The sequence below is a fragment of the Streptomyces sp. NBC_01515 genome (genome assembly GCF_045040345.1).
GTDB lineage: Bacteria > Actinomycetota > Actinomycetes > Streptomycetales > Streptomycetaceae > Streptomyces.
This window is the reverse complement of the sequence record NZ_CP109416.1, coordinates 3,507,261-3,531,343: the sequence shown is the minus strand read 5'-3', so window position 1 is coordinate 3,531,343 and position 24,083 is coordinate 3,507,261. Positions and strand designations below refer to the sequence as shown.

The window sequence follows — 24,083 nt, the reverse complement described above, 5'->3', positions numbered from 1 at the left end:
GTCAGACGACCGCACCCCGCCCCGGATCGTCCCCGTCCTCCTCGTCCGTCCGCATCCGCATCACCAACGTGCCGAATCCGCCCAGGAATCCACCGATCCCGATGGTCGCCAGCCACCAGGTCATGTCCCAGCTGAGCAGCACCGCGAGCAGCAGCAGGATCGGGCCGCCGATCACCCCGAGCCAGGCGAACTTGGCGGTCGTGTCGGCGTCGGGCAGCGGGGGCGGCTCCGGCGGTACGAAGTGGCCCTCGTCGTCCTCGTCGAAGTCCTCCTCGGAGGAGTCCGGCGAGGTGAAGTCACGGGGACCGCCGACACCGGGCGCGAAGGAGACCGAACTGCCGAGCGGCTTGGCGGGCGGCTGCTCCCCTTTGCCGGCGCTCTCCGGGCTCTCGGCGTGCTCCGCCTTATCCGCCTTGTCCGGCTTCTCCGTGGACTTGGCGTCGTTCTTCTCGGGATCGAGCAGCGCGAGATCCTCGATCGACTTGAACGGCTTGGCGCCCGGCGGATCCTTGGGCTCGTCGCCGTACCCGGCGACGATCGCGGCCCACGCGGCCTCCTCGTCGAACGGGACGCCCTGCTCGTCCGGTTCGAGGCCCTCGCGGTCGGAGTCGTGCTCAGCCACCTGTGGCCGTCCCTTCCTGCTCGCTCACCCGGCCCGTGTCGGACGCCTGCTTGCCGACACTGGGTGCGAGCCGGCCGATGAACGTGAAGCTCTCCTCGAAAATCCGGTCCGCGTCGTGGTCCAACGTCGCGACGTGGTAGCTCTGTTCCAGCAGGATCTCCGTCACGTCGGCCGAGGAAACCCGGCTGAGGACACGAGCCGAGTCGGCCGGCGGAACCACATGGTCCTGGGGGCTGTGCAGCAGCAGGAGCGGCTGGGTGACCTGGGGCAGCTCGCGGTCGACCAGCCGGAAGAAATTGCGCAGGGAGTGCGCGGAGTGCAGCGGCACCTTGTCGTACCCGACCTCCTCGCTGCCCTCCTTCGCGATGTCGCTGGCGATACCCGGCGCCGTACGCACCAGATGGCGGGCCACCGGAAGGGCGTACGCCGCGAGGCCGTGCACCTTGATACCGGGGTTGACCACCACGACACCGCTGATCTCGTCACCGTGCTTCGCGGCCAGCCGCAACGCCAGCGCGCCGCCCATGGACAGGCCCGCGACGAAGACCTGCGAGCAGCGCTCGCGCAGGGCGCGCAGCTCGCGGTCCACCTCCGCGTACCAGTCCTGCCAGCCGGTGAGCTGCATGTCCTCCCAGCGCGTGCCGTGCCCGGGCAGCAGCGGCAGCGACACGGTGAGGCCGCGCTCGGCCAGGTGCTCCGCCCAGGGGCGCAGCGACTGCGGGGAACCGGTGAAGCCGTGGCAGAGGAGCACTCCGACCTCCCCGCCCTCGTGGCGGTACGGCTCGGCTCCGGGGAGGACCGGCACCTTCGGTCTCCTGTTCATGAGAAGGGCGTGATGGTGAGACGCGTGTTCATGAGAGGGGTCTGAACAAGTCCAGGTGCGGTTAACCGTACGCGACCGCACTGACACCGACCAGGGTCGTCGGGTCCTTTGACAGTGCTCCGGGTTAAGGTCTGATCGACGGAAACGGGAGGCACTCGGTTGTTGTACGGCACGATGAAGGTCGCCATCGGGGGACCGCTGAAGGTCGCCTTCCGACCCTGGGTGGAGGGCCTGGAGAACATTCCGGACGAGGGCGCCGCCATTCTGGCGAGCAATCACCTCTCGTTCTCGGACTCGTTCTTCCTGCCCGCGGTCCTGGACCGCAAGGTGACCTTCATCGCGAAGGCCGAGTACTTCACGACCCCCGGGGTGAAGGGCAAGCTGACGGCCGCGTTCTTCAAGGGCGCCGGCCAGCTTCCGGTGGACCGCTCCGGTGCGCGCGGGGCGGGCGAGGCCGCGATCAAGGCCGGGATCGACGTCCTGGAGCGCGGCGAACTGTTCGGTATCTATCCGGAGGGCACGCGCTCCCCGGACGGCCGGCTCTACCGGGGCAAGCCCGGCGGCCTCGCGCGCGTGGCGCTCGCCAGCGGCGCCCCGGTGATCCCGGTCGCGATGATCGACACGGAGAAGATCCAGCCGCCGGGGAAGGTGATGCCGAAGCTGATGCGGCCCGGCATCCGGATCGGCAAGCCGCTCGACTTCAGCCGGTACAACGGCATGGAGCACGACCGTTTCGTCCTCCGCGCGGTGACCGACGAGGTCATGTACGAGATCATGAAGCTCTCCGGCCAGGAGTACGTCGACATCTACGCGACCGCCGCCAAGCGGCAGATCGCGGATGCGCAGAAGGCCGACAAGGAAGCGGACAAGGCGGCCAAGGCGGCGCTCGCACAGACGGAGAAGGAACAGACGGAGAAGGAACAGACCAGCCCATAGGCGGGCCGGAGTCTGTGTCGGGGGTGGGGGAGATGGCCAAGCAGGTACGTGTCGTCAGAATGTCCGTGGAGCAGCCGCTCTGGCGCGCCCTGAGCGGCTACCGCGTGCTCACCATGCTGTACGCGATCGGGCTGTTCGCCTCCGCCTACGACGAGTTCGACCGTCCCGGCATCGCCATCGCCTTCTACGTCGTCCTGTTCGTCTGGACGCTCGTCACCCTGCCCCGGGTGCAGAGCGCGGTCGCCTGTACCAAGCGCTTCCTCGCCGTCGACCTCGCGATCGCGCTGACCGGCATCGTCCTCACCCCGCTCGCGGCCGACGACCACCACATCTCCAGCGGCGGTCCCACGCTGCCGTCGATATGGACCGCCGGCTCGGTTCTCGCGTTCGCCATCAAGGGCGGCTGGCGCTGGGCCGCGTTCGCCTCCACACCGGTCGCCGTCGCCAACCTGATCGAGCGCGGCTCCCCGGCCCGCGACACCGTCCACAACGTGGTCCTCGTCTGGGTCGCCTCCATCGCCATCGGCTACGTCGTGGAGGTCGCCCGTGCCTCCGAGCGCACCCTCGCCCGCGCCCTGGAGATCGAGGCCACCACCCGGGAACGGGAGCGGCTCGCCCGGGACATCCACGACGGCGTCCTCCAGGTGCTGGCGATGGTCCAGCGGCGCGGTGCCGTGCTCGGCGGCGAGGCGGGCGAGCTGGGCCGGATGGCGGGCGAGCAGGAGATCGCACTGCGCACCCTGGTCTCCGGCGCGCTGGTGCCCGTGTCCCGGGTGTCGCTGGACGCGGCGGAGGGCGCGGTCGTGAGGGCCGTGGAAGTGGAAGTCGAGGAACCCGACGACGGCGGGCCGGTCGATCTGCGGGGGCTGCTCGCGCCGTATGCCGCGGCCAAGGTGAGTTTCGCCGAGCCGGGGGCTCCGGTGCCGTTGCCCGCGCCCGCGGCGAAGGAGCTGGCCGCCGCTGTCGGGGCCGCGCTGGACAATGTGCGCCGGCATGCCGGGGAGGACGCGCGGGCGTGGATCCTGGTCGAGGACGAACCCCGGGAGGTCGTGGTGACCGTGCGGGACGACGGGCCCGGGATTCCCGAGGGGCGGCTCGCGCAGGCCGAGGGGGAGGGGCGGCTCGGGGTCGCCCTGTCGATCCGGGGGCGGTTGCGGGACCTCGGGGGCAGTGCCGAACTGGTGTCGATTCCCGGGCAGGGCACGGAAGTTGAGCTGAAGGTACCGAAAGCGCGGGGGAAGGCGGGGACACGATGAGTGAGCAGCGGGGCCCGATCAGGGTCATGGTGGTCGACGACCACCCGATGTGGCGCGACGCCGTCGCCCGCGACCTGGCCGAGTCCGGCTTCGCCGTGGTCGCCACCGCCGGTGACGGCGAGCAGGCGGTACGCCGGGCCAAGGCCGCGGCCCCCGACGTCCTCGTCCTCGACCTGAACCTGCCGGCGATGCCCGGTGTCCAGGTCTGCAAGGAACTGGTCGCCGCCAACCCGGCGTTGCGCGTCCTGGTCCTCTCCGCGAGCGGCGAGCACGCGGACGTGCTGGAGGCGGTGAAGTCGGGCGCGACCGGCTATCTGCTCAAGTCGGCTTCCACGGAAGAGCTGTTGGACGCGGTGCGCCGGACGGCGGTCGGCGACCCGGTGTTCACACCCGGGCTCGCCGGACTGGTCCTCGGCGAGTACCGCCGCCTGGCCTCCGACCCGGCACCGGCCACCGACGGCGACCAGCCCAAGGCACCCCAACTCACCGACCGCGAGACCGAAGTGCTGCGCCTGGTCGCCAAGGGCCTGAGCTACAAGCAGATCGCCGAACGCCTGGTCATCTCGCACCGCACGGTCCAGAACCATGTCCAGAACACCCTGGGCAAGCTGCAGTTGCACAACCGGGTGGAGCTGGTCCGGTACGCGATAGAGCGCGGCCTCGACGACGCGTAGCCGCGCCAGTTGATCCGACGCGTAGATCAACTCCCCCATAATTCAGCCGAATTGACCTTCCCGCCCATCCCTCTGTGACCTGGATCACCATTAGCGTGGCTCTCACAGGAAACCGCGGCGAAGGGATATTTCCATGCGCGTCGGAGTACTGACCGGAGGCGGCGACTGCCCCGGACTCAACGCCGTCATCCGGGGCATCGTCCGCAAGGGCGTACAGGAGTACGGCTACAGCTTCGTCGGCTACCGGGACGGCTGGCGAGGCCCGCTCGAAGGCGACACCGTCCGGCTCGACATCCCCGCGGTGCGCGGCATCCTGCCCCGCGGGGGCACCATCCTCGGCTCCTCCCGCACCAACCCGCTGAAGCTGGAGAACGGCATCAGCCGGATCAAGGCCAACCTCGCCGCGCAGGAGGTCGACGCGCTCATCGTGATCGGCGGCGAGGACACGCTCGGGGTGGCCGCGCGGCTGTGGGACGAGAGCGGGGTGCCCTGCGTCGGCGTACCGAAGACCATCGACAACGACCTGTCCGCCACCGACTACACCTTCGGCTTCGACACCGCCGTCGGCATCGCCACCGAGGCGATCGACCGGCTGCACACCACCGCCGAGTCGCACATGCGCATCCTGGTCTGCGAGGTGATGGGCCGGCACACCGGCTGGATCGCCATCCACTCCGGCCTCGCGGGCGGCGCGAACGTCATCCTCATCCCTGAGCAGCGCTTCGACGTCGACCAGGTGTGCGCCTGGATCACGTCCCGCTTCAAGGCGTCGTACGCCCCGATCGTGGTCGTCGCGGAGGGGGCCATGCCGAAGGACGGCGACGTGGTCCTCAAGGACGGCACCCTCGACTCCTTCGGACACGTCCGGCTGTCCGGGGTGGGCGAGTGGCTGGCCAAGGAGCTGGAGAAGCGCACCGGCAAGGAGGCCCGCACCACCGTCCTCGGCCACGTCCAGCGCGGCGGCACCCCCAGCGCCTTCGACCGCTGGCTCGCCACCCGCTTCGGCCTGCACGCCATCGAGGCCGTCCGCGACGGCGACTTCGGCAAGATGGTCGCCCTACGCGGCACGGACATCGTCCGCGTACCGATCGCGGAGGCCACAGCCCAACTGAAGACGGTCGACCCAAAGCTGTACGAGGAGGTCGGGGTGTTCTTCGGCTGAGCCGAGGGGGCGGGTGGGGCGGGTGGAAAGGGCGGAACCGCCGGAATGGGTGGACGGCCGGATCCGGCTGACCGGCTGATCTGACGGAACGGGCCGCACAGGCCGGACCGGTTGATCCCGCGGAAGGGGCTGAAGGGTCGGATCCGCCTGAGAACCGCCCGCAGCGGCGGCGGCGCCCGCGGCGCCCGGCGGAACGGCCCGAACCCGCTGATCCGACGGAACGGGTCGAGCCGGCTGATCCGGCGGAAGGGGCTGAGGGGTCGGATCTGCCTGAAATGCCCGCTGCGGCGGTGCTCGCGGCACCTGGCGGAACGGGCCGAACCGGTTGATCCGGCGGAGGGAGCTGAAGGGTCGGATCCGGCTGAACCGCCCGCAGCGGCGGCGCCCGCAGCACTCCGGCGGAACGGGCCGAACCGGCTGATCTGGCAGATCTGGCCGGGCAGGCAGATCCGGCAGATCCGGCCGCCCCCGCAGGGCGGCCCGAAAGCCCGGTCCGGCGGGGCCGACCGGATCGGCACTGTGCGGTTATGGGTCGTATATTCGGCCCATAACCGCACAGAACGGGAGCGCTCGTGGAGATCCTTGCCTTCGGTGTTCAGGCCGATGAGAAGTCGCTGATCGAGAGGGCGTTCGCCGGGCAGCACGAGATTCGCTGCCTGGGCGTCTTCCTCGACGAGGACACCGCGCCGATCGCCGCCGGGCACGAGATCGTCTCCACCAGCGTCAACGCCGACCTGAACCCCCGTGTCCTCCAGACCCTCGCGGCCGGCGGCACCCGGCTCATCGCCCAGCGCTCCACCGGCTTCAACAACATCGACCTCGACGTGGCCGAACGCCTCGGCCTCACGGTCGCCCGTGTCTCCTCCTACTCCCCGTACTCCGTCGCCGAGTTCGCCTGGACCCTCGCGATGGCCGTCAACCGCCGTATCGTCCGCGCGGCGACCCGCACCCGGGACTTCGACTTCCGGCTCGACGGGTTGATGGGCCGCGATCTGCGCGGCCGTACCGTCGGAGTCCTCGGCACCGGCAAGATCGGCGAGGCGTTCACCCGGATCGCCCACGGCTTCGGGATGCGCCTGCTCGGCTGGGACGTCGCCGAGAACCCGGCCTGCGTGGAACTCGGCATGGCCTACGTCCCCAAGGACCAGCTCCTCGCCGAGTCCGACCTGGTCACCCTGCACGTCCCGCTGATGCCGGCCACCCAGCGGCTCATCGACGCGGACGCCCTGAAGCTGATGAAGGACGACGCGATCCTGGTCAACTCCAGCCGCGGCGGCCTGATCGACACCGCGGCCCTCGTCGCCGAACTCCGCGAGGGCCGCTTCACGGGCGTGGGCCTGGACGTCTACGAGGCGGAGGCGGGCCTGTTCTTCCTCGACAAGTCCCTGGAGGCCGTCGACGACGACACCCTGGCCCGCCTGGTCACCTTCCCGAACGTCCTGGTCACCTCCCACCAGGCGTACTACACCCAGGACGCCGTCACCCAGATCATCGACGCCACCGTCCAAAACGTCCTCGACTACACGGCCGGCCGCCGCTCCGAGAACGTGCTCGTCCCGCGCAACTGACCCACCAACTCCCGTACGACAGCAGCCCCGTTGAGCGTCAGCACCGACTCCGGGTGGAACTGTACGGAGGCGAAGCCCGGCGCCCGCAGCGCATGGACCTCCCCGGACCCACTCCGGCTCACCTCGACCCCGTGCGCGGCCAGCTCACCCAGCGCCTCGTCGTCACACCGCGCCACGAAGCTGTTGTAGAAGCCGACGGTCTCCTCCCGCCCGAACAGGTCGATCGCCGTCTGCGCTCCCTGGTACGGAACCTCCTTCCGTACGATGTCCAGGCCCAGCTCCGCCGCGATCAGCTCGTGTCCGAGGCACACGCCGAGGACGCCGTGCCGGTTCCCCCGGAGAGCCTCGGCGGTCAGCGCGCGCAGGAACCGCATCTTCGGGTCGGCCGTGTCGGAGGGGTCGCCCGGCCCGGGGCCCAGCACCACGGGCCCCTCGTGCGCGAGCACCGCCTCCCGCAGCCCGTCCTCGTCGTACCGCCGCACGGTCACATCGAGGCCGCTCGACCGCAGTACGTGCGCCAGCATCGCCGTGAAGGTGTCCTCCCCGTCCACGACCAGCGCGTGCCCGGTCAGCTCCTCGGACCGTTCCTGCATCCGCAGCCAGAAGGGGGCCAACGAGGAGCGGCGACCGTCGAGCGCGGCACGCACGCGTGGGTCGTCGGCAAGCCGGGGGCGCGTGCTCTCGTCCCGCGGCCGGGACGGTCGTACGCCGAGCGCCGCCAGGACCCCCGCCGCCTTCGCGTGGGTCTCCGCGACCTCGCTCGCCGGGTCCGAACCGCGGACCAGGGTGGCGCCGACCGGCACCCGCAGCCGCCCGGCCTCGTCGATGTCGGCGGTGCGGATGAGGATGGGGGAGTCGAGGGTCTGGGCGCCCCCGGAGTCGCGGCCGAGCAGGGCCAGCGCACCGGCGTAGTAGCCGCGCCCGCCGACCTCGTGCCGCTCGATGACCCGGCAGGCGTTCTGCACGGGCGAGCCGGTGACGGTCGCCGCGAACATCGTCTCCTTCAGGACCTCGCGCACGTCCAGCGAGGACCGGCCCCTCAACTCGTACTCGGTGTGCGCGAGATGGGCCATCTCCTTCAGCCGCGGCCCGATCACGACCCCGCCCATGTCGCCGACCGTGCACATCATCTTGAGCTCCTCGTCGACGACCATCGACAGCTCCTCGATCTCCTTGCCGTCCGCGAGGAAGGCGAGGAGGTGTTCGGGCGTGGGTCCCCCGGCGGGATAGCGGTACGTCCCGCTGATCGGGTTCATGACGACGGTCCCGCCGGACATCCGGACGTGCACCTCAGGGCTCGCGCCGACCAGCGTCCGCTCCCCGGTGTGCACGACGAACGTCCAGTACGCGCCCCGCTCCCCGACCAGCAGCCGCCGGAACAACGCCAGCGCCTCGGCCCTGCCGTACCCCGGGATCTCGCCCTCGTACGTCCGCCGGATGACGAAGTTGGCACCCTCGCCCCGCCCGATCTCCTCCCGCAGCACCCGCCCGACGATCTCGCCGTAGGCCTCGTCGTCCACGTCGAAGCCACCGCCCTCGACCCGCACGTCGTGCGCGGGCAGCTGGTCCAGGGCGTCGGCGAGCGGGATCTCGTACGACTCCTCGGGCGTGAGGAAGGACAGGGGCGTGCCGTCGTCGCGGACGTCGAAGCCGCGCTCGCGGATCTGGCGGTAGGGGATCAGTGCCAGGCCCTCGGCCGGGAGGTCGGCGAGGCGGTCGTAGGAGGCGACCGGGCCGAGCATGACCTCGATCACGTCCTGGTCGTGGCCCGGGGTGCGACGGCGCAGCAGGGCGAACGGGCGGGGATCGCGGAGCAGGTCGTCCAGATGCATGGGTCCTTGGTTCCTTCTCGTGGAGAGGAACGGACCCCGGACACACCGAAGGCCGCCCCTCGGGCGGCCTTCGCGGAGTACTGGGAGTACGCGCAGTCAGTGGGCCGCCGGATGAGCGGTCCACCACCAGTTACGGGTCGAATGCGCGAACATGGGGGGCACCCTACCCCACGCGCACCTGAGCGTGAGGGTGTCTCACCTGTCGAGCCGCGCGAAAATAGCTCGACACGACCCCGTAATGTTGAGGGCGTGACCGTGAACGCTAAGACCAGCGCCAGCGCTGGCAACACCTGGCGAGACCTGCCCGCGGCGCAGCAGCCCGAGTACCCCGACACCGAGGCTCTGCGCGCAGTGATCGCGGACCTTGAGTCGTATCCGCCGCTCGTCTTCGCGGGCGAGTGCGACCAGCTGCGCGCCCGGTTGGCGGCCGTCGCCAAGGGAGAGGCGTTCCTCCTCCAGGGCGGCGACTGCGCCGAGGCCTTCGACGCGGTGTCCGCCGACCACATCCGCAGCAAGCTGAAGACCCTGCTCCAGATGGGCGCCGTCCTCACGTACGCCGCCTCCGTGCCGGTCGTGAAGGTCGGCCGCATCGCCGGCCAGTACTCGAAGCCGCGCTCCAAGGGCACCGAGACCCGTGACGGCGTGACCCTGCCGACGTACCGCGGCGACTCGGTCAACGGCTTCGCCTTCGACGAGAAGTCCCGCATCCCGGACCCCGAGCGCCTGAAGCGGATGTACAACGCGTCCGCGTCCACGCTCAACCTGGTCCGCGCCTTCACCACTGGCGGTTACGCCGACCTGCGCCAGGTGCACGCCTGGAACCAGGACTTCGTGAAGTCGTCCCCGTCCGGCCAGCGTTACGAGCAGCTCGCGCGCGAGATCGACAGCGCGCTGAACTTCATGCGGGCCTGCGGCACGGACCCGGAGGAGTTCAAGACCGTCGAGTTCTACTCCTCGCACGAGGCGCTCCTGCTGGACTACGAGTCGGCCCTGACCCGGGTCGACTCCCGCACCGGCCGGCTCTACGACGTCTCCGCGCACATGGTGTGGATCGGCGAGCGCACCCGTCAACTGGACGGCGCGCACATCGAGTTCGCCTCCCAGATCCGCAACCCGATCGGCATCAAGCTCGGCCCGACGACGACCGCCGAGGACGCACTGCAGTACATCGAGCGCCTCGACCCGGACCGCGAGCCCGGCCGCCTCACCTTCATCGTGCGGATGGGCGCGGACAAGGTCCGCGACAAGCTGCCCGAGCTGGTCGAGAAGGTCACCGCGTCCGGCGCGACCGTCGCCTGGATCACCGACCCGATGCACGGCAACACGTACGAGGCGGCCTCCGGTCACAAGACCCGCCGCTTCGACGACGTGCTCGACGAGGTGAAGGGCTTCTTCGAGGTCCACAAGGGCCTCGGCACCCACCCGGGCGGCATCCACGTCGAGCTCACCGGCGACGATGTCACCGAGTGCGTGGGCGGCGGCGACGAGATCTTCGTCGACGACCTGCACCAGCGCTACGAGACGGCCTGCGACCCGCGCCTCAACCGCAGCCAGTCGCTTGACCTGGCCTTCCTCGTCGCCGAGATGTACAGGGACCAGTAGCCGTTTCGCCTGTTACAGCAGTGTGCCGTGGGGCGGGGATCACATACGATCCCCGCCCCACGGCACTTTTGCGGCACCTGCGCGGCGGGTAAGGTTAGGTTAGCCTCACCGATTATCGGGATGGCACGACGACCTTCGATCCCGCCCGGGAGGTGACCCGCGTGTACGTCTGCAACTGCTTCGGTGTGACCGAGGCGCAGGTGGCGAAGCACGCGGAGGGCGGTGCCTGCACCCCCCGGCAGATAGCGTCGGCCTGCAAGGCGGGCACCGACTGCGGGTCGTGCGTACGCCGGATCCAGGCCCTGCTGGGCCGGGGCGCCTGCCCGCGCCGCGAGGCGGCCGACCAGGGCGAGTCGATACTCACCGAGCTGACCGGAGTGGCCGCGATGGCCGATCTGGAAGACGCTGCCTAGCAGGCTCGCAGGCTCTAGCTGGGCTGCTCGATCTGCTGCGCGATGTACAGCGCCTCGCCGAGCTGCTCGATCAGCTGGAGCTGCGTGTCGAGGTAGTCGATGTGGTGCTCCTCGTCCTCAAGGATGTCCTCGAAGATGTTGGCCGACGTGATGTCGCCCTTCGTGCGCATCACCTCGATCCCGCGCTTGAGGCGGTCGATCGCCTCGACCTCCACCTGCCGGTCCGCCTGGAACATCTCGGTGACCGTCTGGCCGACCCGGACGTGGAACAGCCGCTGGTAGTTCGGCAGACCGTCGAGCATCAGGATGCGCTCGGTGATCTTGTCCGCGTGCTTCATCTCATCGATGGACTCTTCACGCGTGTACTTGGCGAGCTTGGTCCAGCCGTTGTTGTCCTGGATGCGGTAGTGCAGCCAGTACTGGTTGATCGCGGTCAGCTCGCCGGTGAGCTGCTCGTTCAGGAATTCAAGGACCTCGGGGTCGCCCTGCATCGCAGAGGCTCCTTCCAAAAACGGGGGGAACTGGCGGGTTGCGCCGCATGATTGCACCGGCGCGAAGACGTCGTCCAGTAAGTGCATGCTTAGTAGGAGTTGCCCTAATCCGCCCAGAGCCGGTCATGTGCACCGCCCCCGGTCTGTCAGGATGGAGTCATGGGTCAGAGAGGGGTCGAACAGTCCGAGCTTCCGCCGGGCCAGCGGCTCCAGCGCGGCTGGCCGGTCACGCACTACGGCCCGGTGCCCAAGTTCCGCCCCGAGCGCTGGGAGTTCAGGGTCTTCGGCGCCACAGCGGACGGCGACAAGCACTGCTGGAACCACGACGAGTTCACTGCCCTGCCCTACGACTCCGTAGTGGCCGATCTGCACTGCGTCACGAAGTTCAGCATGCTCGGCTCGGAATGGGGCGGCATCCCCGCCCGCACGATCCTGGACACCGCCCCGCCGGCGCCGACGGTCACGCACGTCATGGTCTGGGCGGAGTACGGCTTCAGCGCCAACCTCCGCCTCGCCGACTTCGCCGCCGACGGCACCATCTTCGCCACCCACAAGGACGGCGAACTCCTCACCGCGGAACACGGCTTCCCGCTCCGCCTGGTCGTCCCCCACCTGTACGCCTGGAAGGGCCCGAAGTGGGTCCGGGGCGTCGAGTACATGACGGCGGACCGGCGGGGGTTCTGGGAGGAGCGCGGGTATCACAACGTGGGCGATCCCTGGCAGGAGCAGCGGTACTCGTACCAGGAGGGACCCGGCGAGGGCCCGGAGCTGTAAACCCCCGCGGCGTTGTGAGCCTCTCGGGGCTATGCGTCCCGGAGCTTCTTCAGCCGCTCCACGTCCGCCGCGTGCCCTTCCTTGCCGCCGGGCGTCTCGATGATCAGCGGCACGCCCGCGGTCGCCGGGTGGGTCATCAGGGCTCGGAACGGATCCTCGCCGATATGGCCGGAGCCGATGTTCTCGTGCCGGTCCTTGTGGGCGCCGACTACGTCCTTGGAGTCGTTGGCGTGGATCAGTTTCAGCCGCCCCTCGCCGATCGTGTCCACCAGCAGGTCGAGAGTCTGGTGCATGCCGCTCGGGCCGGTCAGATCGTGCCCGGCGGCGAAGATGTGGCACGTGTCCAGGCATACGCCCAGCTTCGGATGGGCGTCCAGCGCCTCGAAGTACGGTCCGAAGTCCCAGGTCCGGGAGCAGAGGGACGAGCCCTGCCCGGCCGTCGACTCCAGGAGCAGGAACGGGTCGTCGTCATGGGTCAACTCGTCCAGCAGCGGCAGCAGATGCTCCCGCACCTGGGCCAGCGCCACCGACCGCTCCCGCCCGCCGGTCGCGCTCCCGGTGTGCACGACGACACCGAGCGCGCCGATCTCCCGCCCGCGCCGCAGCGAGTGCCGTAGCGAATCGACGGACTTCTCCACGGTGGCCTCGGTGTGCGAGCCGAAGTTGATCAGGTACGGGGCGTGCACGTACGCCGGGATCGACTCGGCCTCGCAGACCGCGCGGAACTCCTCGTCCTGGCGCGGGTTCCCGACCGGTGTGGCCCAGCCGCGCGGGTTGGCGACGAAGACCTGCACGGTCTCGGCGGCCAGCTCACGGGCGTAGGACAGGCCCACGGAGTGGAGGCCGCCGGCGACCGGGACATGGCCGCCGACCGGGTTGCGGGAGGGGAACTCGGGGGCGCGGGAAGAGAACTCGGGGGCGCTGGAAGGGGACTCGCTGCTCACCCGTCCAGGGTGTCACGCGCGCGTGCCGCCCCCGTCACCGGATGGTGATCGTGATCGTCGACCCCTTGGCGGCCTGTTCGCCCGCGTCCACGGACTGGCTCTTCACGGTGTCGCCGAACAGACCGAGCAGGCCCCGGTCCTCCTTGACCTCGAAGCCGGACTGCTCAAGGAGCTTCGTCGCGGCGTCGACGCTCGCGCCGACCACGCTCGGGACCTCGACCATCTCCGGGCCCTTGGACAGGGTCAGCGTCACCGTGTCGCCCTCGGCGGCCTGGCCGTCGCCGGCCGGGGTCTGCCGGGCGACCTGGCCCGCGTCGTACTCCGAGGTGATCTCGGTGTCCGACACCGTCACCTTCAGGCCGGCTTCCTGGAGGTCCGACTTCGCGTCGTCCAGGTCCTCGCCGGTGACGTCGGGGACGTCGATCGCGCTGCCCTTGCTGACGGTCAGGGCTATCGCCGAGCCCGCGTGGCGCTTGGTGCCCGCCTCCGGGTCCGTGCTGATCACGAAGCCCTTGGGGACGTCGTCGCTGAACTCCCTGGTGACCATGCCGGCCGCCAGCCCGTCCTGCTTCAGCAGGGTCTGCGCCTTGGTCAGGCGGGTGCCCGTCAGGTCGGGGACGTTCACGGTCTCCGGGCCGTCCGAGATGGTCAGGGCGACCGAGTCGTTGTTCCGGATGCGGGCGCCGGACTCCGGGTCGGTGCTGATGACCGTGCCGCGCTTCACGGTGTCGCTGTACGCGTGGTCGACCTTCTTGACGTCGAGACCGGCGTCCTCCAGCCGCTCCCGCGCCTGCGCCTCGGTCTTCGCCAGCAGCAGCGGGACCTTGGTGAACTGGCCCGAGTTGATGTACCAGACCCCCGCCCCGACCCCGACGATCAGCAGCAGCGCGGCGACGATCGCCAGCAGCCCGCGCCGGGGCCGCCGTGCCTCGCGCCGCCGGGGCGGCAGCGGCGGCCCGCTCTCGAACCGGCTGGTCCGGTCGAACCGGTCACCGGGCTCGTCGTCCTCGTTGACCGGCAGCGGACGTGGCACGGTCAGCGAGCGCGGGATCACACTCGTACGGTTCTCGGCGTTGGGATGCTCCGCGGTCAGCGCCTGCGGCGGCACCGCGTCCAGCTGCTCGATGCTCAGCCCCGACCGCGCCTCGCGGACCAGACCGAACAGCGCGACCGCGTCGTACGGCCGCAGGTCCGGGGTACGCGCGGTGGCGGTGGCGACCAGCTCGTCCAGCTCGTACGCCAGCCCCGGCACCTGCGCCGAGGGCGGCGGGACGTCCTCGTGCAGGTGCTTGTAGAGCACGATCGCGGCGGAGTCCCCGTCGTGCGGCTTCTGGCCGGTGAGCATCTCGTACAGGACGACACCGCACGCGTACACGTCGACCCGGGGGTCGGCGGTGGTGCCCTCGATCTGCTCCGGCGCGAGATACGACACCGTGCCGAGCACGGCCCCCGTGGTGCTGGTGTTCGTGTCGACGGACCTGACCAGCCCGAAGTCGGCGACCTTGACCCGGCCGTCGTCCCCTATGAGCACGTTCTCCGGCTTCATGTCCCGGTGCACGAACCCGGCCCGGTGCGCGGCGCCGAGCGCGGCCAGCACCGGCTCCAGGATGTCGAGGGCGGCCCGCGGCTGGAGCGCCCCGCGCTCGCGCAGCACGTCCCGCAGGGTGCAGCCGGCGATGTACTCCATCGCCAGATAGACGTACGACCGGTCGGCGCCCTGGTCGAAGACCTGCACCACGTTCGGATGCGCCAGCCGCGCCACGGACTTCGCCTCGCGGATGAACCGGTCCACGAAGTGGGCGTCGGCCGCCAGCGTCGGGTGCATCACCTTGAGCGCGAGAACCCGGTCCAGGCGGGTGTCCACGGCCCGGTAGACCGTGGCCATCCCGCCGACGGCGATCCGCGCGTCGACGCGATACCGGCCGTCGAGCAACTGCCCGACGAGAGGGTCATGAAGGGTCGTATCCACGCAGGTGAGTGTACGAGCCAAGGCTGACAGTACGGCCTTTTCGCCCGGTTTCGAGGCGGTACTGAAGCGGACCTGTGACGGATCCCACGAGCGGTCGGCCGCCAATGGCGGGGCAGTCCCGCAGGTTGGGTCACCTCTTGGCCGACTGGAAACGGGTGGTGCGCGGGTGGGAGACAAAACGGAAGTGCGGCGCAGGGTGCCTAGAAAGCGGGCCGCTCAGGGTCCAGTACCGCCAGGCCCTCCGCAGGAGAGGACGCCTCGGCGAAATGCCGGCGGGGGATACGCCCCGCCCGGAACGCCAGCCGCCCCGCCTCCACCCCGCTCCGCATCGCCGACGCCATCAGCACCGGTTCCTGCGCCCGCGTCACCGCTGAGGCAAGCATCACACCGGCGCACCCCAGCTCCATCGCGAAGGCCGCGTCGGACGCCGTACCCGCCCCCGCGTCCAGAATCACCGGCACGCGCGCGTGCTCGGTGATCAGCTGGAAGTTGTGCGGGTTGCGGATCCCGAGCCCGGACCCGATCGGCGACCCGAGCGGCATGATCGCCGCACACCCGACGTCCTCCAGCTTCCGCGCCAGCACGGGATCGTCGTTCGTGTACGGCAGTACGGTGAAGCCGTCGTCGACCAACGTCTCGGCGGCGTCGAGGAGTTCGATCGGGTCGGGCAGCAACGTGCGCTCGTCCGCGATCACTTCGAGTTTGATCAGCGCGGTCCCCAGGGCCTCCCGCGCCAGCCGCGCCGTCAACACCGCCTCGCCCGCCGTGAAGCAGCCCGCGGTGTTGGGCAGCACCCGGATACCGAGCCGCTCCAGGACGGACAGCACCGAGCCGTGCACGGAGGCGTTGACGCGCCGCATCGCGACCGTCGTCAGCTCCGTACCGGAGGCCACCAGCGCGCGCTCCAGGACGTCGAGGCTGGGCGCACCCCCGGTGCCCATGATCAGCCGGGACGTGAAGGACGTACCACCGAGGACGAAGGGGTCGTCGGCCATGGGTCAGCCTCCTTGGACGGCGGTGAGGACCTCGACGCGGTCTCCCTCGGAGAGGGACGTCGATGGCCACTCCGCGCGCGGGACGACGGTTTCGTTGAGGGCGGCGGCCACACCGGAGGGGGCCGGGGTGAGGGACCGTACGAGCACGTCGAGGGGCGTGCCGGGAGCGATCTCCTGGTGCTCGCCGTTGACGGAGATGTTCATGCGGGCTGCTCCACGAGGTGCGTGCGGGCGAACCGCTTCGGGGTGAACGGGCGTGCCTCGTCCGGGAGTTCACCGGTACTGAGCGCGTGCGCCAGGGCGTCGCCGGTGACCGGGGTGAGCAGCACGCCGTTGCGGTAGTGCCCGGTGGCCAGCAGCAGTCCCGGCAGCGCGGTCGGGCCGAGCAGGGGTGCGTTGTCGGGGGAGCCGGGGCGCAGTCCGGCCCGGGTCTCGGTGAGCGGGAGTTCGGTGATCCCGGGGACCAACTCGTGGGCGTCGCGCAGCAGTTCGTAGACACCGCCGGCGGTCACGGTGGTGTCCCAGCCCAGCTCCTCGCTGGTCGCGCCGACGACCAGCTCGCCGTTCTCGCGCGGCACCAGGTACACCTGGCTGCCGCGCACCACGGCCCGCACGGTCCGGCTCAGGAACGGCGCGTGTCGCTCCGGCACGGTCAGCCGCAGCACCTGCCCCTTCACGGGCCGTACGGGCGGCAGGACGTCGTCCGGGACCCCCCGCAGCTGCCCGCTGAGGCTGCCGCCCGCGAGCACTACTTGGTCCGCGGCGAGCGTGACGTCCTCACGCGTGACGACCCCCGTGGCGCGGTCCCGCCCGACCGTGAGCCGCTCGACCCACGTCCGGTGGAAGACGACCCCGGCGCGCTCGCACGCGGCCACCAGCGCGCCCGCCAGCCGCCGCGGGTCGACCTGGTGGTCCCCGTCGACCCTGAGCCCCCCGCGCACGCCCGGCGCGAGCATCGGCTCCAGGCGCCGGCACTCGCGCCCCGACAGCCACTCGGAGTCGAGCCCCGACCGGTGCTGGAGGGCGTGGAGTTCGCGCAGATGGGCCCGGTCGTCGGCGTCCAGGGCGACGGCGAGCGTGCCGCAGCGGCGGTAGCCGAGGTCGAGGCCGGTGAGGTCGGTCAGCTCGGCCGCGAAGTCCGGGTAGCGGTCCGCCGAGGCCAGGTTGAGGGCGAGCAGGGTCTGTTCGCCGTAGTGGAGCTCGGTGACGGCGGCCAGCATCCCGGCGGCCACCTGGGCGGCCCCGCCGCCCGGCTCGGGGTCCAACACCGCCGTGGAGAAGCCGCGTTGGGCCGCGCGCCAGGCCGTGACCAGGCCGATGATCCCGCCCCCGACGACGAGGACGTCTGACGTACGTGCAGGCATGGGCGTCCAGCCCCTCCCTTCGCCGGCATGACCCGGATCAGGTTCGTACGGTCGGAGGCCGCCAGCCTCCCTCTCAGCCCGGTACGTCCGGACTCCCGCGAGTGCTTTACTCGGCCACCCTAGCCCGTGCTTTGTGCGCCAGTAAGGGAGCCTTCGTCCATGGCCCGCTCGCTCGACGGTCTCGTCCTCGCCCCTGTCGCGGACCAGGCCCCAGGTCAGGTCGGTACGCGCACCCGGTTCGCGTACCACGAGAAGGACGGCGAGATCTGGGCCGAGTACGGGGGCGGCGACGTCGTACGGGGGCGTCTCGTCGGCACGCGCGCGGGGGACCGGATCGACTTCCGGTACGTGCAGTTGAAGACGGACGGGACGACGTCCTCCGGGCACTGCGTGTCCGAAGTGGTCGCGTTGCCGGACGGCCGCATTCGCCTCGACGAGACCTGGGAGTGGGAGTCCCAGGAGGGAAACGGGACCAGCACTGTGGAACAGGTCACCTGACGCGCCCGCTGACTGACAAATTGTCAGGTGTCTATGGTGATCGAGTGAGCGAGCAGACGCGGGACCAGGGCACGGTGGCAGGACGGCGTGTGGTCGTCGTCGGCGCGGGCATGGCCGGGGTGCAGACCGCGGTCGCGCTGCGGGAACAGGGCTTCACCGGCACCGTCACCCTGATCGGCGCGGAACCCCATCAGCCGTACGACCGGCCCCCGCTGTCCAAGGCCGTCCTGCTCGGCAAGGCCGAGGGCTCCGCCTTCGACGTCGACTTCGAGGCGCTCGGCATCGAGGTGCAACTGGGGCGCGAGGTGGTGGGCGTGCGCCCCGCCGACCACGAACTGGACACCGCCGAGGGCCCGGTGCCCTACGACGTCCTCGTGCTCGCCACCGGTGCCGAACCGATCCGGCTGCCGGGCGCCGACGGCATCCCCGGGGTGCACCTGCTGCGCACCCTGGACGACGCCGAGCGGCTGCGGCCGGTGCTCGCCCGGCAGCACGACATCGTGGTGGTCGGCGCGGGCTGGATCGGCGCCGAGTTCGCCACGGCCGCGCGTGAGGCGGGCTGCGCGGTGACCGTCGTGGAAGCCGCCGACCGGCCGCTCGCGGGGGCGCTGCCCGCCGAGGTGGCCGCGCCGATGGCCGCCTGGTACGCCGCCGCCGGAGCCTCGCTGCGGACGCACGCGCGCGTGGCGCACGTCGAACCCGGCGAGGTGGTCCTCGACGACGGCTCACGGCTGCCCGCGGGTGCTGTCGTGGTCGGCATCGGCGCCCGCCCCGCCACCGCCTGGCTGGCGGGCTCCGGCATCGAACTGGGCGCGCACCGCGAGGTCCTGGCCGACGCCGGGCTGCGCACCTCGGTACCGGACGTGTACGCGGTCGGCGACTGCGCCTCCTTCCCTTCGGGAAGGTACGGCGAGCGCCTTCTGGTCCACCACTGGGACAACGCCCTCCAGGGGCCGCGCACGGTCGCCGCGAACATCGTGGGGGAGAGCCCGGCGGTGTACGACCCGGTGCCGTACTTCTGGTCGGAGCAGTTCGGCCGCTTCGTCCAGTACGCCGGCCATCACGCGTCCGCCGACACCACCCTCTGGCGCGGCGATCCGGCCAACCCCGCGTGGAGCGTCTGCTGGCTGCGCGAGGACCGTCTGGTGGCCCTCCTGGCGGTCGGCCGCCCCCGTGACCTGGCCCAGGGCCGCCGCCTGATCGAGTCGGCCACGCCCATGGATCACGCACTGCTGGCCGATGCTTCTCTGCCGATGAAGGCGGCTATCGCCTAGTTCGTCCCCCGGGTCGGACCGGCCCGACTTCCGACTGTCAGTCCGGGATGGCACGCTGTTTACGTGACCGAGATTGACGCAAAGATCGATGCTCTCGTCCCCGCCTGGCTCACGCTGCCCGACATCGCAGAAATGTTCGATATCGAGGTGACACGCGTGCGGCAGCTGGTCAAGGACGGCCAAGTCATCGCCGTACGCCGTGGTGAGAACCGCGCGCTGCACGTCCCCGCCGCCTTCATCGACGGGGCCGAGCAGAAGGTCGTCAAGGGCCTCACGGGGACCCTGACGCTGCTGCGGGACGACGGCTTCTCCGACGAAGAGATGCTCGAATGGCTCTTCACCCCCGACCCCAGCCTGCCCGGCACCCCCGCGCAGGCGCTGAGTGAGAATCGCGGCACGGAGGTGAAGCGCCGCGCCCAGGCGCTCGCCGTCTGACCCGCACGACCGAGAGGTGTACGGGCCGCGGCGACGCGAGGGCCTGCCTGAACAGGCCCTGCCCGCGGCCCGTGCGCGACACCACCACACGACCAGCAGGACAACGGGGGACACACGCATGCCCGACACCGCCGCAGCCGCCGCCCGCGCGGAACTCGCCGACGCCCGGGTCTACCTCTGCACGGACGCCCGCCGGCGCCAGGGCGACCTCCCGGAGTTCCTGGACGCGGTCCTGGCCGGCGGGGTCGACATCGTGCAGCTGCGCGACAAGGGCATGGAGGCCGCCGAGGAGTTGGAGCACCTCCAGGTGTTCGCGGACGCCTGCGCCCGGCACGGGAGACTCCTCGCGGTGAACGACCGCGCGGACGTCGCCCACGCCTCCGGCGCCGACGTCCTGCACCTGGGCCAGGGCGACCTCCCGGTCCCCGCGGCCCGCGCGATCCTCGGCGACGACATCCTGATCGGCCGCTCCACGCACGCCGAGTCCGAAGTGGCGGCGGCCGCCGTCCAGGAGGGCGTGGACTACTTCTGCACGGGCCCCTGCTGGCCCACCCCCACCAAGCCCGGCCGCCACGCCCCCGGCCTCGACCTGGTCCGGTACGCGGCCGCCCTGGGCACCGACCGCCCCTGGTTCGCCATCGGCGGCATCGACCTCGGCACCCTCGACGAGGTCCTCGAAGCGGGCGCCCGCCGGGTCGTCGTCGTACGGGCGATCACGGAGGCGGACGACCCCGGCGCGGCGGCGGCGGAGTTCGCGAAGCGGCTGCGGCAGCTCTGACGGGCGTCCAGGAAGTCGGGCTGTTGTCCGATGGGTGGACAAGAGGGCGACAAACCAGGCAAATTCCCGCTTCCGGTTGGGTGACCGCCGCCCCCTGACTAACCTGCGGGTATGGCCTTCGGAACCGCATCGACCAGGACTGATCGCGCACGCACCGTGCGGGACATGCTCGCGACCGGCAAAGCGACGTACTCGTTCGAGTTCTCCGCGCCGAAGACCCCCAAGGGCGAGCGGAACCTGTGGAGCGCGTTGCGGCGGGTCGAGGCGGTCGCCCCCGACTTCGTCTCGGTGACCTACGGCGCCGGCGGCTCCACGCGCGCGGGAACCGTCCGGGAGACCGAGCAGATCGTCGCCGACACCACGCTCACCCCGGTCGCCCACCTCACCGCGGTCAACCACTCCGTCGCCGAACTGCGCAACATCATCGGCCAGTACGCCGACGCCGGGATCCGCAACATCCTCGCCGTGCGCGGCGACCCGCCCGGCGATCCCATGGCCGACTGGGTGGCGCACCCACGGGGGCTGACGTACGCGGCCGAACTGGTGCGGCTCATCAAGGAGTCGGGCGATTTCTGCGTCGGCGTCGCCGCCTTCCCGGAGATGCACCCGCGCTCCCCGGACTGGGACACGGACGTCGCGCACTTCGTCGACAAGTGCCGGGCCGGCGCCGACTACGCGATCACCCAGATGTTCTTCGAACCCGAGTCGTATCTGCGGCTGCGCGACCGCGTCGGGGCCGCGGGCTGCGGCACCCCGGTCATCCCCGAGGTCATGCCGGTCACCAGCGTGCGGATGCTGGAGCGGTTGCCGCAGCTCAGCAACGCCGACATCCCGGCCGCTCTGAAAGAGCGAATCCTCACAGCCAAAGACGATCCGGCCGCTGTACGCTCGATCGGAATCGAGTTCGCCACCGAGTTCTGCGCCCGGCTGCTGGCCGAGGGAGTCCCCGGACTTCACTTCATCACGCTCAACAGTTCCACGGCGTCACTCGAAATCTACGAGAACTTGGGCCTGCACCACCCACCGCAGGCCTAGACCGGTCGCTCCGGAATAGGACACACTGCGTAGCGGCCACTGGGAGAGGGGCGTACATGGGCTGGACGGTCCTCTACATCGCGTTCGGCGTCGTCGCACTGTGGTTGCTCGGTGAGGTGCTGCTGCAGTACAAGGCACGCCTGCGCTGGCGGCTGCTCGCTTTCGTCGGCTTCCTGGGCGTCGTCCTCGGAGTGCTGATCCCCTCCGTCGTCGTGATCGGCCTGGGCGCCGTGGCGTTCGCCGTCGGCCAGACCTACGTCACGCTGTCCTTCCGCCGCGGCTTCGAAGCCGGCTGGGCGGTCTCCGGCCGACCGGGCGCGGGCGGCATCAAGCGCCGCCGCGGCGAGCCGGACGAGCAGGACCCGAACCTGGACGCCTCCGGCCTCGAAGGGGCGGAGAGCGGCTTCCAGGAGTACGGCCAGAACAAGGCCGCCTACGGCCAGGACGACGACTACGACCGCGATGACGTGTTCACCCCGAACCGCCCCGCCGCCCCCACGTCCGCCGAGTCCACCTCGGTCTACGAGCCGCAGCCCCTCCCGGACGACACCGGCTCCTACGGCGTGTACAACGCCACCGCGTACGCGAACGCCGCCGACCCCAACTACGAGGGCGCGGACCAGGCGTACGCCGCGGCGGCCGCGGGCCAGCCCCAGGACCAGGCCTACGCGGCGGCCGACCAGCAGCAGTACGGCTACGACAACTACTCGGGCTACGACCAGCAGCAGTACGGCTACGACACGACCGGCCAGCAGCAGTACGCGGCCTACTCCGACCCGTACATCGGCACCCAGACCTACGGTGGCACCGGCTACGACACGGGCTACGACGGTCAGCAGCAGTACCCCCAACAGGGCTACACGCAGGACCAGTACGGCAACGGCGGCTACGGCGGCGAGACCCCGGCCGGCGGGGTGTGGGTCCCGCAGCAGCGCAACGACGAGACGTACAACGGCGACATGCCGCCGGAGCAGCAGTACCCCTACCAGGGCGACGGCCAGCAACAGCCGCAGCAGCAGCCGCAGTCGGGCCCCGGCTACGACGAGCAGTACCGTTTCTGAAGCCTGCTGAGACCCGCTTGCCGAGGCCGCTCAGAGGCCGCTCACTGGGACCCCCTGAACTGGGGTCCCTCCACGATCAGTCCGGCGACCAGCGCTCCTGACATCCCGGCGTGCGGAAGCCCGCCGCCGGGGTGGGACCAGCCGCCGACCCGGTAGAGCCCGGGCACGCGCGTGGTGTTCGCCGGGTGCAGGAAACGGCCCCGCCCGGCTGCGAGCGAGGGCGCGGGCACGGCACCGAAGCGGGCGCCCGTCTCACTCTCCGTGTGCTCCGGGGTACGCACCTCGTGCCACAACAGGCGCTCCCGCAGCCCCGGTACGGCCCGTCCGGCGGCTTCCAGGAGGAAGTCCGTGTACCGCCGGACCGTGCCCTCGTCGTCCCAGCCGGCCTCGCCCGACAGCACGGCGGACACCACCGCGGATTCGTGGTCACCGTCCGGCCGGAGCGCGGGGTCGTCGGGCCGCAGCACCGTCACCGTGGGACAGCGGGGCTCGTCGCCGCCCGGGGAGGCCAGGAGGTCCAACTCGGCCTCGCGGTCCGGGGCATGGACCACCGTCCGGTGAACGGCCCCGTCCTCACGCGGTCCGCGCAGAGCCAGCAGGAGCGTGCACCGCACCGGCCGGGGTGCGTCCGCGTCGGCCCGCACATCACCGTCCTCGTCCAGCGGACGCTCCGTCAGGGCCCGCAACCGAGCCGGGTCCACGTCCGCGACGACATGGTCCGCGTCGACCACCGTCCCGTCGGCCAGCTCCACCCCCGCCGCCCGCCCGTCCTTCTCCAGCACCCGGATCACCTCGGCCCCGAAGACGAACTCGACCCTCCTCGCCAGACACCGCTCGTACACCGCGCGCGCCAACTCCCGTATGCCGCCCCGCACATACCAGGTGCCGAAGGCGTGCTCCATGTACGGCAGCACGGCCGCGCTCGCCGGTGCGGTCCGGGGATCGAGGCCGTACGCGAGCGCGTGGCTCTCCAGGAGGGCCGTCAGGCGCTCGTCGCGCAGCTCCCAGGCGCCGATCTCGGCGAGGGTGCCCGCCCGCCGGGTGCGCAGCAGCTTCTTGTGCGGGACCGCCGGATACGGCTCCTGGTCGGCCAGCACCGACCAGTCGGTCCACAGAGGCTCCTCCAGGAGGGGCCTGCGGGTGCGGTCCCAGGCCTCGCGGGCCCGGATCAGGAAGTCGCCCCAGCGCTGCCCCGCGCCGCCGCCCAGGGCCTCGTCCAGGGCCGTGACGACGCCCGCGCGGGAGGCGTTCGGCAACGACACCTCCGTGCCGTCCGCGAAGACGTGCCGGGAGGACGGGTCGACCTGGACCAGCTCGACCAGGTCCTCCAGCGGCTCCTTGCCGGTCTTGACGAACAGGTCGCGGTGGACCGCGGGCACGGGCAGCAGACCGGGGCCGGTGTCGAAGGCGAACCCGTCCCGCTCGAAGCGGCGCACCGCACCGCCGTACGTCTCCGTACGCTCGTACACCGCCACCCGGTGGCCCGCGACGGCCAGCCGGGCAGCGGCCGCCATCGCGCCCATGCCGGCGCCGATCACCGCAATCCGTGCCATGCCAGCGACTTTATCGGCCGCCAC

At 71.0% G+C, this 24,083-nt stretch carries 25 protein-coding genes and 1 riboswitch; of the genes, 14 read left to right on the top strand and 11 right to left on the bottom strand.

Annotated features, from left to right (window positions below; translation table 11 throughout):
* Position 1: 1 nt before the first annotated feature.
* Positions 2 to 622 (bottom strand): hypothetical protein, encoded by a 621-nt coding sequence (locus tag OG407_RS15645; protein ID WP_403595175.1) that lies wholly within the window; start codon positions 620 to 622, stop codon positions 2 to 4.
* The gene (locus OG407_RS15640; RefSeq protein WP_403595625.1) at positions 615 to 1,427 is read right to left on the bottom strand and encodes an alpha/beta hydrolase; all 813 of its coding nucleotides are present in this window, start codon (positions 1,425 to 1,427) and stop codon (positions 615 to 617) included. Before OG407_RS15640 ends, OG407_RS15645 begins: the two co-directional genes overlap by 8 nt.
* 192 nt (positions 1,428 to 1,619) lie before the next feature.
* Here OG407_RS15640 and OG407_RS15635 point away from each other — a divergent pair, with 192 nt between their 5' ends.
* From OG407_RS15635 to OG407_RS15615, 5 genes are all read left to right on the top strand, one after another.
* Complete coding sequence (locus OG407_RS15635) at positions 1,620 to 2,381, top strand: lysophospholipid acyltransferase family protein (RefSeq protein ID WP_405868423.1); 762 nt, start codon at positions 1,620 to 1,622, stop codon at positions 2,379 to 2,381.
* Between the two features lie 32 nt (positions 2,382 to 2,413).
* Complete coding sequence (gene macS / locus OG407_RS15630; RefSeq protein ID WP_403595178.1) at positions 2,414 to 3,637, top strand: MacS family sensor histidine kinase; 1,224 nt, start codon at positions 2,414 to 2,416, stop codon at positions 3,635 to 3,637.
* Positions 3,634 to 4,311, top strand: a complete 678-nt coding sequence (locus OG407_RS15625) for a response regulator (RefSeq protein ID WP_405858557.1) — start codon at positions 3,634 to 3,636, stop codon at positions 4,309 to 4,311. Before macS ends, OG407_RS15625 begins: the two co-directional genes overlap by 4 nt.
* A gap of 133 nt (positions 4,312 to 4,444) precedes the next feature.
* A complete protein-coding gene (locus OG407_RS15620; RefSeq protein ID WP_327404697.1) occupies positions 4,445 to 5,473 on the top strand; it encodes a 6-phosphofructokinase in 1,029 nt (342 codons plus the stop codon).
* 572 nt (positions 5,474 to 6,045) lie between these two features.
* On the top strand, positions 6,046 to 7,041 hold the full coding sequence (locus OG407_RS15615; protein ID WP_405858555.1) for a 2-hydroxyacid dehydrogenase: 996 nt from the start codon (positions 6,046 to 6,048) through the stop codon (positions 7,039 to 7,041).
* Here OG407_RS15615 and OG407_RS15610 read toward each other — a convergent pair.
* Both OG407_RS15610 and OG407_RS15605 read right to left on the bottom strand, forming a co-directional pair.
* Positions 6,993 to 8,873: an anthranilate synthase family protein gene (locus OG407_RS15610; RefSeq protein ID WP_405858553.1), complete on the bottom strand. Its 1,881-nt coding sequence runs from the start codon at positions 8,871 to 8,873 to the stop codon at positions 6,993 to 6,995. The genes OG407_RS15615 and OG407_RS15610 overlap by 49 nt on opposite strands.
* A 96-nt stretch (positions 8,874 to 8,969) precedes the next feature.
* Positions 8,970 to 9,026, bottom strand: coding sequence for a trp operon leader peptide (locus OG407_RS15605; protein WP_073735655.1), 57 nt, complete (start codon positions 9,024 to 9,026; stop codon positions 8,970 to 8,972).
* 96 nt (positions 9,027 to 9,122) lie between these two features.
* On the opposite strand from OG407_RS15605, the gene OG407_RS15600 reads away from it, so the two are divergent.
* A complete protein-coding gene (locus OG407_RS15600; RefSeq protein WP_405858551.1) occupies positions 9,123 to 10,475 on the top strand; it encodes a class II 3-deoxy-7-phosphoheptulonate synthase in 1,353 nt (450 codons plus the stop codon).
* A 152-nt stretch (positions 10,476 to 10,627) separates the two neighbouring features.
* Complete coding sequence (locus OG407_RS15595) at positions 10,628 to 10,888, top strand: bacterioferritin-associated ferredoxin (RefSeq protein ID WP_078623126.1); 261 nt, start codon at positions 10,628 to 10,630, stop codon at positions 10,886 to 10,888.
* Between the two features lie 14 nt (positions 10,889 to 10,902).
* Here the strand turns inward: OG407_RS15595 and bfr are convergent, their stop codons facing one another.
* Positions 10,903 to 11,379, bottom strand: coding sequence for a bacterioferritin (gene bfr, locus OG407_RS15590; protein WP_019062355.1), 477 nt, complete (start codon positions 11,377 to 11,379; stop codon positions 10,903 to 10,905).
* Between the two features lie 159 nt (positions 11,380 to 11,538).
* On the opposite strand from bfr, the gene OG407_RS15585 reads away from it, so the two are divergent.
* Positions 11,539 to 12,153: a sulfite oxidase-like oxidoreductase gene (locus OG407_RS15585; RefSeq protein WP_405858549.1), complete on the top strand. Its 615-nt coding sequence runs from the start codon at positions 11,539 to 11,541 to the stop codon at positions 12,151 to 12,153.
* Between the two features lie 29 nt (positions 12,154 to 12,182).
* On the opposite strand, the gene OG407_RS15580 is transcribed toward OG407_RS15585, so the two are convergent.
* From OG407_RS15580 to thiO, 5 genes are all read right to left on the bottom strand, one after another.
* Positions 12,183 to 13,097 carry a deoxyribonuclease IV gene (locus tag OG407_RS15580; protein WP_405858547.1) on the bottom strand — a complete coding sequence of 305 codons (915 nt, stop codon included), beginning with the start codon at positions 13,095 to 13,097 and terminating at the stop codon, positions 12,183 to 12,185.
* Between the two features lie 34 nt (positions 13,098 to 13,131).
* Positions 13,132 to 15,066 (bottom strand): Stk1 family PASTA domain-containing Ser/Thr kinase, encoded by a 1,935-nt coding sequence (gene pknB, locus OG407_RS15575; protein WP_405858545.1) that lies wholly within the window; start codon positions 15,064 to 15,066, stop codon positions 13,132 to 13,134.
* Between the two features lie 200 nt (positions 15,067 to 15,266).
* Positions 15,267 to 16,061, bottom strand: a complete 795-nt coding sequence (locus OG407_RS15570; protein WP_405858543.1) for a thiazole synthase — start codon at positions 16,059 to 16,061, stop codon at positions 15,267 to 15,269.
* Positions 16,062 to 16,064: 3 nt separating this feature from the next.
* Positions 16,065 to 16,265: a sulfur carrier protein ThiS gene (gene thiS / locus OG407_RS15565; protein WP_327404710.1), complete on the bottom strand. Its 201-nt coding sequence runs from the start codon at positions 16,263 to 16,265 to the stop codon at positions 16,065 to 16,067.
* Positions 16,262 to 17,425, bottom strand: a complete 1,164-nt coding sequence (gene thiO / locus OG407_RS15560) for a glycine oxidase ThiO (protein WP_405858540.1) — start codon at positions 17,423 to 17,425, stop codon at positions 16,262 to 16,264. The genes thiS and thiO overlap by 4 nt, the downstream gene beginning before the upstream one ends.
* A riboswitch (TPP riboswitch) is annotated at positions 17,423 to 17,534 on the bottom strand. It overlaps the preceding gene by 3 nt.
* Before the next feature lie 50 nt (positions 17,535 to 17,584).
* Here thiO and OG407_RS15555 point away from each other — a divergent pair.
* The 6 genes from OG407_RS15555 to OG407_RS15530 all read left to right on the top strand — a co-directional run bounded on the left by OG407_RS15555 (position 17,585) and on the right by OG407_RS15530 (position 22,506).
* Positions 17,585 to 17,923, top strand: a complete 339-nt coding sequence (locus tag OG407_RS15555) for a hypothetical protein (RefSeq protein WP_405858538.1) — start codon at positions 17,585 to 17,587, stop codon at positions 17,921 to 17,923.
* 44 nt (positions 17,924 to 17,967) lie between these two features.
* Positions 17,968 to 19,197 carry an NAD(P)/FAD-dependent oxidoreductase gene (locus OG407_RS15550; RefSeq protein ID WP_405858536.1) on the top strand — a complete coding sequence of 410 codons (1,230 nt, stop codon included), beginning with the start codon at positions 17,968 to 17,970 and terminating at the stop codon, positions 19,195 to 19,197.
* Positions 19,198 to 19,260: 63 nt separating this feature from the next.
* On the top strand, positions 19,261 to 19,632 hold the full coding sequence (locus OG407_RS15545) for an Rv2175c family DNA-binding protein (RefSeq protein ID WP_327404714.1): 372 nt from the start codon (positions 19,261 to 19,263) through the stop codon (positions 19,630 to 19,632).
* A gap of 118 nt (positions 19,633 to 19,750) precedes the next feature.
* On the top strand, positions 19,751 to 20,410 hold the full coding sequence (gene thiE / locus OG407_RS15540; RefSeq protein WP_405858534.1) for a thiamine phosphate synthase: 660 nt from the start codon (positions 19,751 to 19,753) through the stop codon (positions 20,408 to 20,410).
* 111 nt (positions 20,411 to 20,521) lie between these two features.
* A complete protein-coding gene (gene metF / locus OG407_RS15535) occupies positions 20,522 to 21,445 on the top strand; it encodes a methylenetetrahydrofolate reductase [NAD(P)H] (protein WP_405858532.1) in 924 nt (307 codons plus the stop codon).
* A gap of 56 nt (positions 21,446 to 21,501) precedes the next feature.
* Positions 21,502 to 22,506 carry a hypothetical protein gene (locus OG407_RS15530; protein WP_405858530.1) on the top strand — a complete coding sequence of 335 codons (1,005 nt, stop codon included), beginning with the start codon at positions 21,502 to 21,504 and terminating at the stop codon, positions 22,504 to 22,506.
* A gap of 41 nt (positions 22,507 to 22,547) precedes the next feature.
* Here OG407_RS15530 and OG407_RS15525 read toward each other — a convergent pair whose 3' ends face one another.
* On the bottom strand, positions 22,548 to 24,059 hold the full coding sequence (locus OG407_RS15525) for a phytoene desaturase family protein (protein ID WP_405858528.1): 1,512 nt from the start codon (positions 24,057 to 24,059) through the stop codon (positions 22,548 to 22,550).
* Positions 24,060 to 24,083: the final 24 nt, after the last annotated feature.